Genomic DNA, 15,668 nt, shown 5'->3' with positions numbered 1-15,668 from the left:
GACACCGGACGCATTCGACCGGTCATGTCATTGAGCGCGAGGGTGCGCCGTCGCGTAGACCTCGCGTAGAGATTCTACGGAGACCTTGGTGTAGATCTGGGTGGTGGCCAGGGATGCGTGCCCCAAGAGTTCTTGGACCACTCGTAGATCCGCCCCGCCCTCCAGTAAGTGGGTCGCGAATGAGTGCCGCAGTGTGTGCGGGGTGACGTCCTCGCCCAGTTGAGCGAGTTCGGCGGCGTCCTTGACCATGGTCCACGCCGTTTGGCGGGAAATCCGGCCACCCCTGGCGTTGAGGAATACTGCGGGTGTTCCCTTGCCGTGCCGGGACAATTCCGGTCGCCCGCGCACCAGGTACTGGTCCAGGGCCTTCTTCGCATACGAACCCACCGGAACCATGCGTTGTTTATTGCCCTTGCCCAACAGCCGTACGAAGGACAGCTCTGAGTCATGGAGCCCCGCCAGATCGTCCACGTCCAGGGCGACCGCCTCAGAGATGCGCGCGCCCGTCGCGTACAACAGCTCCAGGAAAGCACGCGCCCGTAGCCCCGCCGGAGACTCCGGGTCCGGAGCCGAGAGAATCTTTTCCACGCTGTCCAGGGCGATGGCCTTGGGGAGGCGCTGCGGCGGCGTCGGCGGACTGACGCGAGAGGCGACGTCCACGGGGCACAGTCCCTCCGCGACCCAGAACGCGTGGGCGCCACGGACGGCCGCCAGGACGCGGGCGGTGCTACGAGTGCTCAGCGCGGGATGCTCCGGTGAACCCTCGTGGAGCAACCGCACAAAGGCGCGGACGTGCTCGGTCGAGATCTCGGGCGGCGCGGACGCCGAGCCACCCTCAGAAGCTTCGGTGGGCCCGGTCAGGAATTCGAGATACCGCGTGAGGTCCCGGCGGTAAGCCGCCAGCGTGTTCGCGGCCAAGCCCCGCTCCACGGTCAGGTGATCGAGGTAGCGGTGAACGGCGCGTTCCAGATCCGGCGGAACGGACGAGTCGGTCACCGGAAGTTCAGATGACCCGGCCACGGGCTGTCCACCGGGCGCAGTGACGTCCAGTCCTGTGCTCGTGCGGCGTGCGCGGCCAGAATGCCCAGGACCGCGGCGGGCGAATTGATCTGGCCGGACAGCGTGGCGGCCACGGCATCGTCGAGATCGGCGAACCGGACGATAATCTCCGCCTCTTCACCGTCGCGCTCGTGCCGGTCTGCCTCCGGAACCTCGTGCAGGCCACGGGCCAGGAAAATCCGATTGGCCTCCGAAGACGAACCGGGTGAGTTGTGGAAGTCCACGAGCACGTGCCAGTCGTCCGCGGTCATGTCGGCTTCTTCGGCCAGTTCCCGCTGAGCTGCCGTGTGCGGCGGTTCCCCGTCCACGTCGAGCAGTCCGGCGGGGATTTCCCACATGCGCATGCCCACGGGGTGGCGGTACTGGTTGATGAGCAGAACCCGGTCCTGCTCATCCAGGGCCACGATGGACACCGCCCCGGGGTGGGTGATGAAGTCTCGTTTCAGGGTCGAGTCTTCATCACCCATGCGGAACTCATCGCGCTGAACGTCCCAGATGAATCCTTCGTACACCGTGTCCGATGCCACCACCGTGTGGGGATCCACCGTGTCTTTCAGCTCTGCTCGGCTCACGCGCGAGAGTTCCATGCGAACCTCCGGTTGCTCGGTGATCTGCTGCCCTAGGCCTTTACTCGCTGCCCAGTGCCTCGCGGCGGGACAGGGCCGCCTTGATGAGGCCGTCGAACAGCGGGTGCGGGCGGGTCGGACGGGAGCCGTACTCCGGGTGAGCCTGGGTGGCCACGTAGTACGGGTGCTCGCTACGGGGCAGTTCCACGAACTCCACGAGCTGACCGTCCGGGGATGTTCCGGACATCACCAGTCCGCCCTGGGTCAACGCATCGCGGTAGGCATTGTTGACCTCGTAACGGTGACGGTGACGCTCGGAAACCTCCAGGCTGCCGTAGGTCTCGGCGACCACGGAGCCCTCGGCGAGCTTGGCCGGGTAGGAGCCCAGGCGCATGGTGCCGCCCAGGTCGCCGGCACCCTCAACGAACTGCTTCTGCTCTTCCATGGTGGCGATCACCGGGGTGTCGGTCTCGGGATCGAACTCGGTCGAGGACGCGTTGGGCAGGCCCACCACGTTGCGCGCGAATTCCATGACCATGCACTGCAGGCCCAAGCACAGCCCCAGGACCGGAACCTGGTTCTCACGGGCCCATTTGAGCGCGCCCAGCTTGCCTTCCAGACCTCGGATGCCGAAACCTCCGGGGACACAGATCGCATCCACGTCACCGAGTTCGCGCTGCGCACCCTCCGGGGTGTCGCACAGGTCGGAGGCAACCCACTTGATGTGCACGCGGGAGTCATTGGCGAAACCGCCGGCACGCAGTGCCTCGGACACGGACAGGTAAGCGTCCGGGAGGTCGATGTACTTGCCCACGAGCGCCACGTTCACGTGGTGCTCCGGCTGGTGCACGGCTTCGAGCAGGTGCGACCACTGGGTCAGATCTGCGTCGCCGTAGGACAGACCCAGGTAGTCCAGGATGTAGGTGTCCAGACCCTGGTTGTGCAGGGTCGTGGGGATGTCGTAAATGCTCGGCGCGTCGGCACAAGAGATCACGGCGTCCAGGTCCACGTCACAGGCGCCGCCGACCTTGCGGAGCATGCCGTCCGGGACCTCACGGTCGCAACGCAGGACCAGTGCGTCCGGTTGGATACCCAGACCGCGCAGCGTGGCCACGGAGTGCTGAGTCGGCTTGGTCTTAAGCTCACCGGAGGGGCCGATGAACGGGATCAGGGACACGTGCAGGTAGAACACGTTGTTGCGGCCCACATCCTGGCGCACCTGACGGGCGGCCTCGATGAAGGGCTGGGATTCGATGTCACCCACGGTGCCACCGATCTCGGTGATGATGATGTCCGGGGCGTCCTGGTCCTCGGAACGGCGGCGCATACGGCGCTTGATCTCGTTCGTGATGTGCGGGATGACCTGAACCGTGTCGCCCAAGTATTCGCCGCGGCGTTCCTTGGCGATCACGGTGGAGTACACCTGACCCGTGGTCACGTTGGCGGAGGCATCCAGGTTCTCGTCCAGGAAGCGCTCGTAGTGACCGATATCCAGGTCGGTTTCTGCGCCGTCGTCCGTGACGAAGACTTCACCGTGTTGGAACGGGTTCATGGTTCCGGGATCAACGTTGAGGTACGGATCCAGCTTCTGCATGGTCACCGAGAGTCCGCGCGAGCGTAGCAACATGCCCAGTGACGAGGCCGTCAGGCCCTTGCCAAGAGAGGAAGCTACACCACCCGTGACGAAGATCTGTCGAGTAACTTTGCCGTTGTTCTGCGTGCCTGCCTCGGGGGCGGCGTTCTGAGCGTTCACCACGGAATTTCAGCCTACCATTCCAGTTGCGTTGAGTTGAGGGGCAGTTGTGTCATGCGGTTGCGTCCCGCAAGAGCTCGCGGGCGTGTTCCCGCGCCGCTTCAGAGTTTTCGTGGCCCGCGAGCATGCGGGCCAATTCCACCACACGTTCCTCGTCCGTGAGCACTCTCACGTCCGAAACCGTGGAATCCGAAGACTTGGTCACCAACACGTGATGGTCCGCAAAGGCCGCAACCTGCGGCAAGTGGGTCACCACGAGCACCTGGACATTCTTGGCCAACATCTTGAGGCGTCGGCCGATCTCCACCGCGGCCTTACCGCCCACGCCGGAATCCACCTCGTCGAAGACGAAGGTCGGCACCGGGTCCACCTCGGACAGCACGACTTCCAGGGACAGCATGATGCGGGAAAGCTCACCACCCGAAGCACCCTTGCCCAGCGGTCGAGGCTTGGCATCCGGGTGGGGTGCCAGCAAGAACTCGATCTCGTCGCGACCGTGCTCGGTGAACTGTTCGGTGGGTTCCACAGAAACCACCAGCGACGCGTTGGGCATAGCCAGCGCGGTCAATTCCTTGCTCACGGCCTTGGACAGCTTCTCGGCGGTCTTCCGGCGTAGCTCCAGCATGGTCTGCGAGCGCTCGAGCAGTTCCTGGTGCAGTGCGTGCGCCTCGTTGCGCAGTTCCTCGTCGCGTTGCGGGTCGTCGACCAGGTCGGAGAGCCTACCGCGGGCGGTGTCGGCCCATTCGATGACCTCGTCGATCGTGGTCCCGTACTTGCGCGTAAGGGTCCGTAGTGCGTTGCGGCGCTGCTCCACCTGTGCAAGCCGTGCGGGACCGTCCTCGTCGAGACCACTCGCGTACCCGGAAAGGTCCGCGGCGACGTCGGCGGCGACCACCGTGAGCTCTCGCACCCGCGTGGCCAACTCGGCCAACTCCGCATCCGAATCGGACTCGTGATCCAAGGCCTGCTGGGCGTAGGACAGCAAAGCCACGGCGTTGGTGTTCGGCTCGTCGTCCGCGTCCGTGCCGCTCAACGCCGCCTGAGCCGTCACGGCCGCTGAACGCAAGGCCTCAAGGTTGGTGAGCTTCTCACTGTCGGCGTCCAGTTGGACGTCCTCGCCGGAGATCGGCTCCACGGCATCAATTTCTTCGAGCGCGGTGGTCAGGCTCTGCGCTTCCAGGGCACGCTCGCGCATGTTCTCTTTGATCTCGCGCAGGGTCGCCACAATGGTCCGGTAGCGGGCCAGCTTTTCGCGGTACGCGGCCAGTTCTTTGGCCAGCGGCGCCCCCGCGTACTCATCCAAGGCCTTTCGCTGGGCCACGGCGGACTTCAGCCGCAGCTGGTCGGACTGACCGTGCACGGCCACCAGGGTCTCCCCCACGGCTCCCAGGGTTCCGACCGGCGCGGATCGGCCACCCACGTGAGCGCGGCTGCGCCCTTCCGCGGACACCGTTCGAGACAACAGAATTTGCGCCTCGTCCCGGCCGTTCACGGTTTCGACGTCGACGACGCCGCCCGCCTCCTCCACGAGCTCAACCGCACCGTGCGTGGCCAGCACCATGACGGTCGCCTCCGCCAGGGCCTTGCCACTTCCGGAGCGCACCGCTCCGGCGTCCGCCCGGTTGCCCAGGAGCATGCCGAGGGCCGTGACGACCATGGTCTTACCGGCTCCGGTCTCACCCGAGAGGATGGACAGTCCGGGCCCCAAGGGCAGCACGGCATCCGTGATGACACCCAGGTCATGGATGTGAATTTCTTCGATCATTGGCTCGGGGTCTCACCTGACGAAGGTCGGTCCGGGGATTGGTCGAGAATGTGGCGCGCGCTATCGCTGTCACGCGCGGAAATGGGATCGTACGGGATCTCGCGGCCCACGCTGAGTTTGGGGAAACCGTTGTCCTCGGACATGACGTGGTGCTTGGGCTGGACCATGGGCAACGCCGTGGTCTTGGCGTCCTGCTGATGGCTGGGCAATGGGCCTCGCCAGCCGGCGGTGGGCAGTTCGAACTTCTTGACGAGCCGTTCGGAGAACGGTGTTGCGTGCATCCGCGCAAGGTTCACGGGCTTGTCGGAGCGGCGCACCTCAATGCGACATCCGGGTGGCAGGTCCGCGGTACGCCGGCCATCACACCACAGCACACCCCGGGCGTCGGTGCGAGTGAGGACTTCCACGGCCAGCATGGAACGCGGGGAGATGACCAGGGGTCGTGAGAACAGCGCGTGAGCAGACAGCGGCACCATGAGCAGCGCCTCGACCTCGGGCCAGACCACCGGTCCCCCGGCAGAGAATGCGTAGGCGGTAGACCCCGTGGGTGTTGCCATGACCACACCGTCGCAACCGAACGTGGACAGCGGACGGCGATCCACCTCGATGACCACTTCGACCATTTTTTCGCGGTTGCCTTTTTCGACCGAGGCCTCGTTGAGGGCCCAGGTGTGCAACACCTTTTTCTGGTTCTCCCACACGGTCACGTCCAGGGCCATGCGGCGTTCCACGGTGTAGCGACCGTCCACGATCGCCTCGACGGTTTCGGTGAGCCCGGAGCGTTCAGATTCTGCCAGGAATCCCACGTGACCCAGGTTCACGCCCAGCAATGGGGTGTCCACGCCGCGAACAACCTCGGCGGCGCGCAGGATGGAGCCGTCACCGCCCAGCACCATGACCAGTTCGATATCACGCAGGGCAACGTCTTCTTCGACGATTTCTACGGGCACCATGGTTTGGCCGTCGGCCTCCAGAGCTTGCAGATCTCGGCGGGACAACACCGGAATCAGTCCCGCGTCGTGCAGTTGCGCACAGGACTGACGGGCGGCGTCTTTGGCATCACGCCTGCCCGTGTGTGTCATGACCAAGATTTTCCGGCTCACGTCTTCGGGTCATCCTCCTGCGTTTCGGTCTGCGGTCGAACGGGCTTTGCTAAGACTACGCGAGCGATCCGACTCGCTGAACGGTGCTTCGTTTACGGCACCAGACGAAGAACTCCACGTTACCGTCTTGGCCCGGCAAGGGGCTTTCCACCCTTCCTCTCACGTCCAGGCCCGCACTTTCGGCGGCCGCGATCACACCGTCCACGGCGCGGCGTCGTTCCCGTTCGGACGTCACCACCCCCGTACGCGAGATGTTGTCCACGCCCACTTCGAACTGCGGTTTGACCATGAACAGCACGTCTCCCCCGTCCTTGGTGGCACGCCCGAGAGCGTCCGTGACTAGAGTCAGAGAGATGAACGACAGATCGCACACGGTCAGATCCGCGGGCCCCCCGATTTCTTCCGGGGACATGTAGCGCACGTTGAGGCCCTCGAACACGCGCACGCGCTCGTCGTTGCGCAGCTCCGCCACCAGCTGGTCGTGGCCCACGTCCACCGCCACCACTTCACGGGCACCTCGGCGCAGCAACACGTCCGTGAATCCGCCGGTGGATGCCCCTGCGTCCAGGCAACGCAGTCCGGCCGGATCGATATCGGTGAACGTGTCCAGGGCGCCCGCCAGTTTGTGCCCCCCACGGCTGACGTATTCGTCGGCCGCCGACGCCGCCACCTCCAGTTGGTCCTCTTCGCTCACCTTGAGGGAGGGTTTGGTGCAGGGGGCACCATTCACGCTGACGCGTCCGTCCCGGATCCAGGACGCCGCAAGCGTCCGGGATCGAGCGAGCCCCCGAGAGGTCAGGGCCTGGTCCAGCCGCAGACTCACTGGCCCGTGAGCCCCGTGGGAAGGGAACCGGGTTGCTGTTTGAGGATCGACTCCAGTTCGGCGTGCAGTTCCTGAAATGCCGCGGCACGTTCATTGACCGGCAACTCGCTCACCGCTGCTTCCTTGGCGAGCACGCGGTCCACGGAATCCAGTCCCGTGACGGGCACCGGATCAGAGTCTGCACGGTAGGCAGCATCGTCATCCACGACGCCGAATTCCTGGGCATCGAGGTCCGGAGCGTCGGTGTCGGGGGCGTCCCAGCTGTCATTCGGGAACTGCTCGCTCATCGTGCCGCCTCCCACGTCACTTCGGGGTCGGTCGGGGTTTTGGCGTCCGGGTGCAGCGCCCACCATGCGGCGCACGCGGCACGCCAGCCGTCCAGACTGTTTTCCGGGGCCTGGATCCGCACACCGTTGTCTCGTGCAACTGCAATGGCGTCACGGCACGTAGCGGTCACTTCTTGATCACTGTTGTCCTCGCGGGAAACCTGCGGATCGGGGTATGCCTTGTACAGTTCCCGCAAGTTACCCAGCAAGTACGTCGGTCGTTCCTGATCGCACGCGCGCAACACGGTTTCCGGAGTGTCCACTCCCGTGAACACTTCGATGCTTTCCATACCTGCGGCGTGGGCACCACGGATATCGGTGTCGAGGCGGTCGCCCACCACCACGGGGCGCTGGCTTTTCGCGCGCTCGGCGGCCTCGTGGAACACCGGCGCCTGGGGTTTGCCCGCAACTATGGGTTCGCGCCCCGTAGCAGCAGCCACCGCGGCCACCAGGGTGCCATTACCCGGCGCAATGCCGCGTTCCTTGGGAATCGTGAGGTCCGTGTTGGTGGCACACCACAGCACGGATTCATCGGCCAGCGTGTAGGCCGCCTCGGCCAGTTGTTCCCAACCCAATTTCGGATTGAAGCCCTGAACCACCGCGATGGGCTCTTCCGACTGCGACCAGACCGGGGTCAGACCAACGGCCTTGATCTCGTCCGCGAGCGCCTGCGCACCGGTGATCAGCACCTTGGCCTTCTCGGGGAGTCGACCGGCCAGCAGCTTGGCCGCGGCTTGAGCGGAGCTGGCCACGTTACTTTCCCGGGTCGGCGCACCCAGTTCCGAGATGTGCTCAGCCACGGCGGCCGGTGGGCGTGACGCGTTATTCGTCACGTACATCACCGGAACGCCCATCTCCGCTGCACGGTTCAACGATTCCGGTCCACCATCAATGGCATCGGGACCCGCATAGACCACGCCGTCCAGGTCGCAGAGCAGCGCGTCAAAGCGACTGATCAGCGGCTCATCGGTCATGGTTCTCAGAATCGTCGCCGGTCTCAGCGGTCTCTCCGGATTCAGACGCGGGGGCCACAGTGTGGGACTCGCCCGGCTCCACGGGAGCCGTGGTCTCGGCCGGCTCTGCGGCGGCGTCGGTCTCGGAAGGAGCGGCAACGCTCGTGTCGGTGTTGTCGCCCGCCTCGTCGTCCGCGCGCTGGGCAGAGTCAGCGGACACCTCGGCCTCTACGGGAGTGGATGCCTCGGTGACGACGACGTCGTCCTGGCCGTCGACGGCGTTGCTGACCGGAGCGTCGTCGGCAGCATCGGGGCTACCAACACCCGAGTCGGTCGCGTTGGCAGACTCGTGAGGCGTCTCGGCCACATCACCGACGTTCTCGCTATGGCGTTCCCCAGCCTCGCGGACGGTTTCCTTGGCGGCGTCGAGGTCGATATCGTCACCGAGGTCCACGATCTCCGGTTCGGAGAACTGACCCAGTCCGAGTGCGGCCTCGGCCACGATGGCCTGGCGTTCCCAGCTCAGGGCCTCCTTGTCACGGCCGACACCGCGCAGTGCTTCCGCGTACGCCCGGAACAAACGCGGGCTGTAGGAGAACCCGCGGTTCTTGTCGAGTTGCGGGATCTGCAGTGCCGCCAACGATGCCTGCTTGTCTCCGGCGTCGGAATGGATGCCGGACACCACGATGGCCAGCTCAACCTTGCCAGCAGCATCCAACTTCTCGACCGCGCTCGACTGAGCTTCCTCGAGTGCCTTCTCAGCTTTGCCCAGGGCGCGCTGACAATCCACGATGAGCGGCAAGTGTTCTTCCGAGCCGGAAATGCGGCGATGGGTCCGCAGTTCCTTGAGAGCCAGCGCGTAATCCTCGGCGGCGTAGGCAGCCACACCCGTTGCTTCACGGACAACCGCAATGCGGCCGGCCTTCCGCACGGCCGCATTGGCGTGCTCGAGCGCGAACTCGGGATCCACCTCCAGGTAACGCGCAGCCATGACCAGGTGCTGGGCGACCCGCTCCGCATTGCGAGGTTCCAGTGCCTCGAGCTGACGACGCGTGGGCTTGTCGACCTCGCGACCCGTGACGTCCTCGTCGATGTCGGGCGCAATGAACCGGGGCTTGTCCAGATCGTTCAGATCCCGTCGGGTCATGCGCTCTTCGCGGTCAGCGTCCCTGCGGCGATCGTCGCCACCAAAGTTATCGCGGCGCCGATCATCACGGCGACCACCGGAACGGTCGTCACGGCGGAAGTCCTTGCGGCCGTCTGGGCGGCCACCACGATCATCACGACGATCCCCACCGCGATCGTCACGACGTCCCTCACCTGAACGGCGGTCGTCACGGCGGAAGTCCTTGCGTCCATCGGGACGGCCACCGCGGTCATCACGACGGACATCACGGCGATCCCCGCCCCGGTCATCACGACGTCCATCGAAGGAACGACGGTCGTCCGAACGGCCTCCACGGTCGTTGCGCCGGTCATCGGTGCGGTCTCCGTAGGACCGACGGTCGTTGCGGTCGTTACGGGGACGATCATCCCAGCGTCGGTTCTCGCGACGGTCGCCTCCGCCGTATCCCTCGGTGCGTCGACCATCGGAACGGCCCCCGCGGTCATCACGGCGGTCGTTGGTCCGATCATCACGGCGGAAGTCCCTACGATCTCCACCCCGGTCATCACGGGGACCGTCGAAGGAACGGCGGTCATCACGCCGATCGCCGGAACCGCCCCGGTCGTCACGGCGGTCGCCGGAACCACTGCGGTCTTCCCAGGTACGGCTGCGGTTGCCGGTCTCACGTTTGCGTTCCCAGTCACCACTGCGTCGTTCCGAGCGGTGGCCGTCCTTGCGGTCCTGGAAACGATCGAACTGACGGCTCTGGCCCTTACGATCACCGGAGCGGCCGTCCGAGCGATCGTTGCGGGGGCGATCGTCCCACCGGCGGGGTTCGCGGCGGTCATCGCCGCCCTGGTTGTCGCGGCGTCGATCATCGCGCCGGTCCCCGGCCCGATCGTCACGACGATCATCGCGACGGAAGTCCCTGCGATCTCCGCCGCGGTCATCACGGCGTCCGTCGAAGGAACGACGGTCATCGCGGCGGTCCCCACCTCGGGTGTCATCCCGGCGATCATTACGACCGCCCTCGCGGCGGTCGTCCCGACGATCCCTCGAACCGCCGCGATCTTGCCAGGAGCGATCCCGATCTCCTCGGTTGTTCCAGCCGCCGGGCCCGCCCGAGCCGCGGCGTCGGTCTCCGCCGGAACGCTCGGAATTGTCGCGGGAACCGTACTGTTCGGAATCGGTCAAAGGGATCTCCTTGTGGGCCCGAGGGCCAAAAGCGTGGAAGCGACATGATGAGTCGTGGTAGTGTTCATTGCATTCTACAAAGGGGACGCGGTCGGCGTCCCCTCAACCGTGGGTCAGCTTGGTCACCGCCGGTCGAAACGGACGGTGTCAGCGACATCGGCGCGACCACAATCGTGAGAACGTGTCGTTGAACCAATACCCCTCCTTGTCCCGAGAGATCTTGAACCATGAGTCTTCGTTCCCTGTCCAAAAACCTGCTGTTGCGGGTGCTGGTGGCCATCGTGCTGGGCATCGTGTGCGGAATGTTCTTCCCAGAAGGCGTCGCACGAGTTTTCCTGACCTTCAACGGCATTTTCAGCCAGTTCCTGGGATTCCTGATCCCCGTGTTGATCGTGGCCCTGGTAACCCCTGCCATTGCGGACCTCGGGCGTGGCGCGGGCAAGTGGCTGGCTGTCACCGCGGGCATTGCCTACGGATCCACAGTCTTTGCCGGCCTCTTGGCGTTCCTGGTGGCCAAGGCGAGCTATCCGTGGCTGCTGGGTGACCGAGGTTCTGTAGGTTCCTTGGAGAACCCGGAGGACCACGCGTTGTCCGGGTTCTTCGAAATCACCATGCCACCCGTGTTCGATGTCATGACCGCACTGGTGCTGTCCTTCTGCCTGGGCGTGGGCATCACCATGATCAAGGGCAACTCGCTCCACAAGGGCTTCGATGAGCTGAGGATCATCATCATGATGATCGTGGAAAAGGTCGTTATCCCGCTTCTGCCCATCTATATCTTTGGCATGTTCATGAGCATCACCATGAACGGGCAGATCACCACCATCATTTCCACGTTCTTCCGCATCGTGATCCTGGCGTTCATCATGACCGTGGTCATCCTGATCATCCAGTACCTGGTCGCCGGAATCGTGGCCAAGCGCAACCCGTTCGTGCTGCTCAAAAACATGCTCCCGGCCTACGCCACCGCCCTGGGCACGTCGTCCTCCGCGGCCACCATCCCGGTGACCCTCAAGTGCGCAGCACGTAACGGTGTGGACGACCGGGTGGCCGGGTTCACCATTCCCTTGTGCGCCACGATCCACCTTTCGGGTTCCACCATGAAAATCGTGCTGTTCTCGTTGGCGATCATGACGATCACGGGCATGCCCATCAATTCGTGGCAGTACGTGGGCTTCATCTTCCTGCTGGGCGTCACCATGGTGGCGGCTCCCGGTGTGCCCGGCGGCGCCATCATGGCTGCGGTGGGCATCCTGCAGTCCGTGCTCGGCTTCGACGAGACGGCCGTTGGTCTCATGATCGCGACCTACATCGCCATCGACTCGTTCGGCACCGCGTGCAACGTGACCGGTGACGGCGCGATCGCAACCATCATGGATCGCATCCTGAAGAACCGCCGCCACGACCTGAAGGCGCCGGAGGACTCCCCCGTCTCGGCCTGACGGCTTTAGGAGCCCTTCAATTGACGACGGCGCCGCGCGAGCAATTCTCGCGCGGCGCCGTCGTCAATTAATCCCATCGGTAGTTGTGGGAAGACCGGCCGCCGGATTGAATGGAGGAATCATGGCGCGCTCGACCGCGCCGAGCTAGAGGCCCCCGATCAAGGAGTCCGTACCCGTGATAAACAGCGCCCCTCAGAATTTCGACGGCACCTACGAGGTGATTGACGACCGACCCGCGATCGTCTTCGAACGCGAGTATCCGGCCGCCCCGTCCCAGCTGTGGGCCACCATGGCCACCGCCCCGGCCATGAGCCGTTGGTTCCCTTCGCGGGTGCAACTCAACGCGCACCAGGGCGGGGGCATCGTGTTCACCGGCGATCCGCACATGGAGTCCAGCACCGGAACGGTGACCGATTGGGAACCGGAACGCCATTGGTCGTTCACGTGGGGCGACTCGGAGGTCGATATCTCGGTCGAACCCGCTCCGGAAGGTAGCAATCTAACGTTCATCGAGTTCCTCGAGGCGGAGAATACTGCTGCCCGTAATGCCGCCGGATGGCACGTGTGTCTCCACGCGATGCAGAGTGTGCTCACCGGTGACACCATGACCACTCCCCTGGACTGGGAGCCGGTGTACCGCGGGTATGCGGAGAAGGGGCTGCCCACCGGCGCCGTGGTGCCCGGTATCAACGACAAGAACTGACGACACCACACGCACAACGAGGGACTCACCCCGTCTCGGGTGAGTCCCTCGTTGTCTGGCGCGGCGGTTGATGCGGACCGCGTCTGGTTAGGCAACGCCCATGATATTGATGCCCGCCGTGGCGAATCCCGCGAACACCACACCCCACAGGACAATCGCGATGACCTGCCAGAAAATGATTTTGCCCTTGGCCACGCCCGCGCCGGCCATCATGGACGAGGTGATCTGGCTCGGCAGGAACCACTGGCCGATCAGCGACACACCGGCCACACCGTACTTCTCGAACAGGCGGTAGAACTTCTGTTTCCGCTTGCTGGGTTCTGCCGCCGGCTTGTTCTTCCGGAACAGGTTGTGCAGTTTTTCAGCGCCGAGCACCAGAACGAGCATCGAGACGATGTTGCCGAGGACCGCAAACGGAACGGTGATGTACAGGGGCACGCCCGCAACCACGCCCAAGAACGATGACCCGTAGGACTCGATGAACGGGATGGCCCCGCCGAGCATCAGGAAGAACGCCTGTGCCATGGGTCCTGCGGCTTCTACGGAGGTCTGCAACCATTCGAGCATTGGTCTGTTCCTTTCAATCTGTGAACCGGCGAGTTCCGGTTGGCTTGCTGAGTACTACTCTTCCGGGATCCGTTCCGAGCCGTTAGTGTCGCCCTGTCATGAGTAGCGCGTGCGGTGTCATCAAACCCGTATGACAGCTGTCATATCGGAGGTGAGCAGCGCTTAGGCTGTTGCCATGGCCCTTCCCTCGGACCGCTCAACGGCAAGTCGAAACCCGACACTCGGTAGTTCAACCGCGGCGTCGGTGCACCAGCGCCGAAACATGGCGGTGGTGTGGTGGAGCACCTACCTCTCGCTCATCTTCCTGGCGATCTTCATCTACGGCCTGGCATTGCTGGTCAGGGTGGCTCAAGATCCACAACTCGTCGCGTTGGTGGTGGCTGCCCTGGGCGCACTCGCGATCGTGCCCTGGGCCATGACGGTTCTCAGAGCTCGCCGAGGGATCGACAACGCAACGTTCCGTACCCCCACCATGGCCTGCGCCGGTATTCTCGCGTTCGCCAGCGCGCTGATCAGCTTGTGGTCTCCACCCGCTTTTGGGGTCGGCGCGCTTCCACTCGCGCTCGTGCTGGCCACGGCCGCACTGTCGCTCTCCAAAGGCCGTTGGTGGGTCATCTTCACAGCGTTGTTCCTACCCGCTGCTCACTTGTCCTTGGCGATCGCGCTCAATGGAACCCCGGCCGAATCTCGTGACCTCATCACAGTCACCTGGCTCTCGTTCTTCACCGTGTTGGGTGTTCCCACGTCCTTATGGGTCTGGGCCGTCATGGTCGAACTCGATGTCACCCGCCAACAAGCGGCGGAACTAGCCATCACCAATGAACGATTGCGGTTCGCGGCCGACCTCCACGACGTACAGGGCCATCATCTCCAGGTCATCAGCCTCAAGACAGATCTCGCGTCCCGCTTGCTGGCCAAAGACAGGCCCGACGCCGCCGCGCCCCACATTCTCGAAGCCCACGACGCCGCTCAGACCGCCCTGCAAGAGACTCGCGCTCTGGTTCAGGGCTACAGGAAGACCACACTCACTCAGGAGCTCAACAACGCTTCGGCCGTCTTGGAATCGGCGGGCGTCAAAACCAATGTCACCGTGCCGGAGCTCATTGCTACGTGGTCCCAACAGCCAGAATCCACAGAACTCGGCTCTGTCCTGGGACTCGCCGTCCGCGAGGCGACCACGAACATCCTGCGGCATTCTCACGCGGGTACCGCTGACTTCGACCTGACGCTTGGCAGCGGACCATCGGTTCACGGTGCGGCGGTCGTCGAGCTGAGAATCCGCAACGACGGCGCTCCCGCCCTGGTAACTCAGGCGTCAGTCAATTCCCATGCCAGTTCAGGGCTGGACGGACTCAGACGACGCCTCGCCGACATCGGCGGGCAGCTCAACACGGAGACGACAACGAACCAGGAATTCATCCTCCGGGTCTCGGTACCCAGATCAATGGACTTCCCAGCCGCACACGACAAGGACGACTCACAGTGAACAGTTCCCCCATTTCCATCGTGCTCGCCGACGACGAGCACCTGATCCGCGGCGCCCTTGCGGCCCTGTTGGACCTTGAGGACGACTTCGCCGTGGTCGCTGACGTCGACAACGGTACGGACGCGCTGGCTGCAGCACATCAACACGGCCCCACCGTGTGTGTCTTGGATCTTGAAATGCCTCCCACCGACGGAGTGGACACCGCATCGAACATTCTCCGAGAGATCGACACACACGTTGTGATGGTGACCCGTCACGCCCGCCCAGGAGTGCTGCGGCGGGCACTAGCGGCCGGCGTCAAAGGTTTCGTACCCAAGTCCACCCCGTCGGAGAAACTCGCTGAGGTAATCCGTACCGTAGCCGGCGGCGCGCGCTATGTGGATCCAGAGATCGCAGCCAGTGCGCTCACCGGAACGGACTGTCCGCTGTCCGAGCGGGAACTCGACGTGCTCCGCGCAACCACGGAACACGACACCCTGGCCCAAACCGCCCAGGAGCTCCACCTGGCCGCGGGCACAGTTCGGAACTACGTTTCCTCGGCCATTGCCAAACTCGGTGTCAGCAGCCGGCAGCAGGCTGCTCAGAAAGCCTGGGAGGAAGGCTGGATCTGACGGGACACACCCTCTTGAATCCGTATTAAATGCAGAAGGGGCTGGTTCGGGAACCCCAAGACGGAGTTACCCGAACCAGCCCCTTTTCATGCACCGCCCCCGTTGGTGGCCGGGCCATGGCCCAACCCCACGGGCGTTCAACCTGAGTTGGCTCATTCGTTTAGTGCGTGATTTTCGGGGTCGCGGATGGCGTCGAGGACGGCCTGCTGCTC

The 15,668-nt window shown here is 64.3% G+C and carries 14 protein-coding genes; 4 read left to right on the top strand and 10 right to left on the bottom strand.

Annotated elements, in window-relative coordinates:
- Positions 1–27: 27 nt before the first annotated feature.
- The 9 genes from RF638_RS13585 to RF638_RS13545 are packed head-to-tail and all read right to left on the bottom strand — an operon-like array spanning position 28 to position 10,647.
- Positions 28–1,020: a site-specific tyrosine recombinase XerD gene (locus RF638_RS13585; protein WP_254049396.1), complete on the bottom strand. Its 993-nt coding sequence runs from the start codon at positions 1,018–1,020 to the stop codon at positions 28–30.
- Positions 993–1,646, bottom strand: coding sequence for an NUDIX hydrolase (locus RF638_RS13580; RefSeq protein WP_129701140.1), 654 nt, complete (start codon positions 1,644–1,646; stop codon positions 993–995). The genes RF638_RS13585 and RF638_RS13580 overlap by 28 nt, the downstream gene beginning before the upstream one ends.
- A gap of 40 nt (positions 1,647–1,686) precedes the next feature.
- Complete coding sequence (locus RF638_RS13575; protein ID WP_129701142.1) at positions 1,687–3,381, bottom strand: CTP synthase; 1,695 nt, start codon at positions 3,379–3,381, stop codon at positions 1,687–1,689.
- Positions 3,382–3,430: 49 nt separating this feature from the next.
- Positions 3,431–5,143, bottom strand: a complete 1,713-nt coding sequence (gene recN, locus RF638_RS13570) for a DNA repair protein RecN (protein WP_368842237.1) — start codon at positions 5,141–5,143, stop codon at positions 3,431–3,433.
- Positions 5,140–6,246, bottom strand: a complete 1,107-nt coding sequence (locus RF638_RS13565; RefSeq protein WP_095798333.1) for an NAD kinase — start codon at positions 6,244–6,246, stop codon at positions 5,140–5,142. The genes recN and RF638_RS13565 overlap by 4 nt, the downstream gene beginning before the upstream one ends.
- Positions 6,247–6,301: 55 nt before the next feature.
- Positions 6,302–7,069, bottom strand: a complete 768-nt coding sequence (locus RF638_RS13560; protein WP_368842235.1) for a TlyA family RNA methyltransferase — start codon at positions 7,067–7,069, stop codon at positions 6,302–6,304.
- On the bottom strand, positions 7,066–7,356 hold the full coding sequence (locus tag RF638_RS13555; protein WP_129701146.1) for a hypothetical protein: 291 nt from the start codon (positions 7,354–7,356) through the stop codon (positions 7,066–7,068). Before RF638_RS13555 ends, RF638_RS13560 begins: the two co-directional genes overlap by 4 nt.
- Entirely contained in the window at positions 7,353–8,369 is a 1,017-nt protein-coding gene (locus tag RF638_RS13550; protein ID WP_095798330.1) for an HAD-IIA family hydrolase, read from the bottom strand. Before RF638_RS13550 ends, RF638_RS13555 begins: the two co-directional genes overlap by 4 nt.
- The gene (locus RF638_RS13545) at positions 8,359–10,647 is read right to left on the bottom strand and encodes a hypothetical protein (RefSeq protein WP_368842234.1); all 2,289 of its coding nucleotides are present in this window, start codon (positions 10,645–10,647) and stop codon (positions 8,359–8,361) included. Before RF638_RS13545 ends, RF638_RS13550 begins: the two co-directional genes overlap by 11 nt.
- 227 nt (positions 10,648–10,874) lie before the next feature.
- Here RF638_RS13545 and RF638_RS13540 point away from each other — a divergent pair, with 227 nt between their 5' ends.
- Both RF638_RS13540 and RF638_RS13535 read left to right on the top strand, forming a co-directional pair.
- Positions 10,875–12,089: a dicarboxylate/amino acid:cation symporter gene (locus RF638_RS13540; protein ID WP_315279224.1), complete on the top strand. Its 1,215-nt coding sequence runs from the start codon at positions 10,875–10,877 to the stop codon at positions 12,087–12,089.
- Positions 12,090–12,264: 175 nt separating this feature from the next.
- Positions 12,265–12,792, top strand: coding sequence for an SRPBCC domain-containing protein (locus RF638_RS13535; protein WP_129701156.1), 528 nt, complete (start codon positions 12,265–12,267; stop codon positions 12,790–12,792).
- Positions 12,793–12,879: 87 nt separating this feature from the next.
- Here RF638_RS13535 and RF638_RS13530 read toward each other — a convergent pair whose 3' ends face one another.
- Positions 12,880–13,359, bottom strand: coding sequence for a small multi-drug export protein (locus RF638_RS13530; RefSeq protein ID WP_129701158.1), 480 nt, complete (start codon positions 13,357–13,359; stop codon positions 12,880–12,882).
- Between the two features lie 175 nt (positions 13,360–13,534).
- On the opposite strand from RF638_RS13530, the gene RF638_RS13525 reads away from it, so the two are divergent.
- Both RF638_RS13525 and RF638_RS13520 read left to right on the top strand, forming a co-directional pair.
- Positions 13,535–14,845 carry a sensor histidine kinase gene (locus RF638_RS13525; RefSeq protein ID WP_368842233.1) on the top strand — a complete coding sequence of 437 codons (1,311 nt, stop codon included), beginning with the start codon at positions 13,535–13,537 and terminating at the stop codon, positions 14,843–14,845.
- Entirely contained in the window at positions 14,842–15,456 is a 615-nt protein-coding gene (locus RF638_RS13520; RefSeq protein WP_259917756.1) for a DNA-binding response regulator, read from the top strand. Before RF638_RS13525 ends, RF638_RS13520 begins: the two co-directional genes overlap by 4 nt.
- Positions 15,457–15,668: the final 212 nt, after the last annotated feature.

This window comes from Kocuria sp. CPCC 205235, assembly GCF_040980905.1.
In the GTDB taxonomy this organism is placed as follows: Bacteria; Actinomycetota; Actinomycetes; order Actinomycetales; family Micrococcaceae; genus Kocuria; species Kocuria carniphila.
Note: the sequence above shows the minus strand (reverse complement) of the source record. Positions and strands in the feature narration are given on the sequence as shown.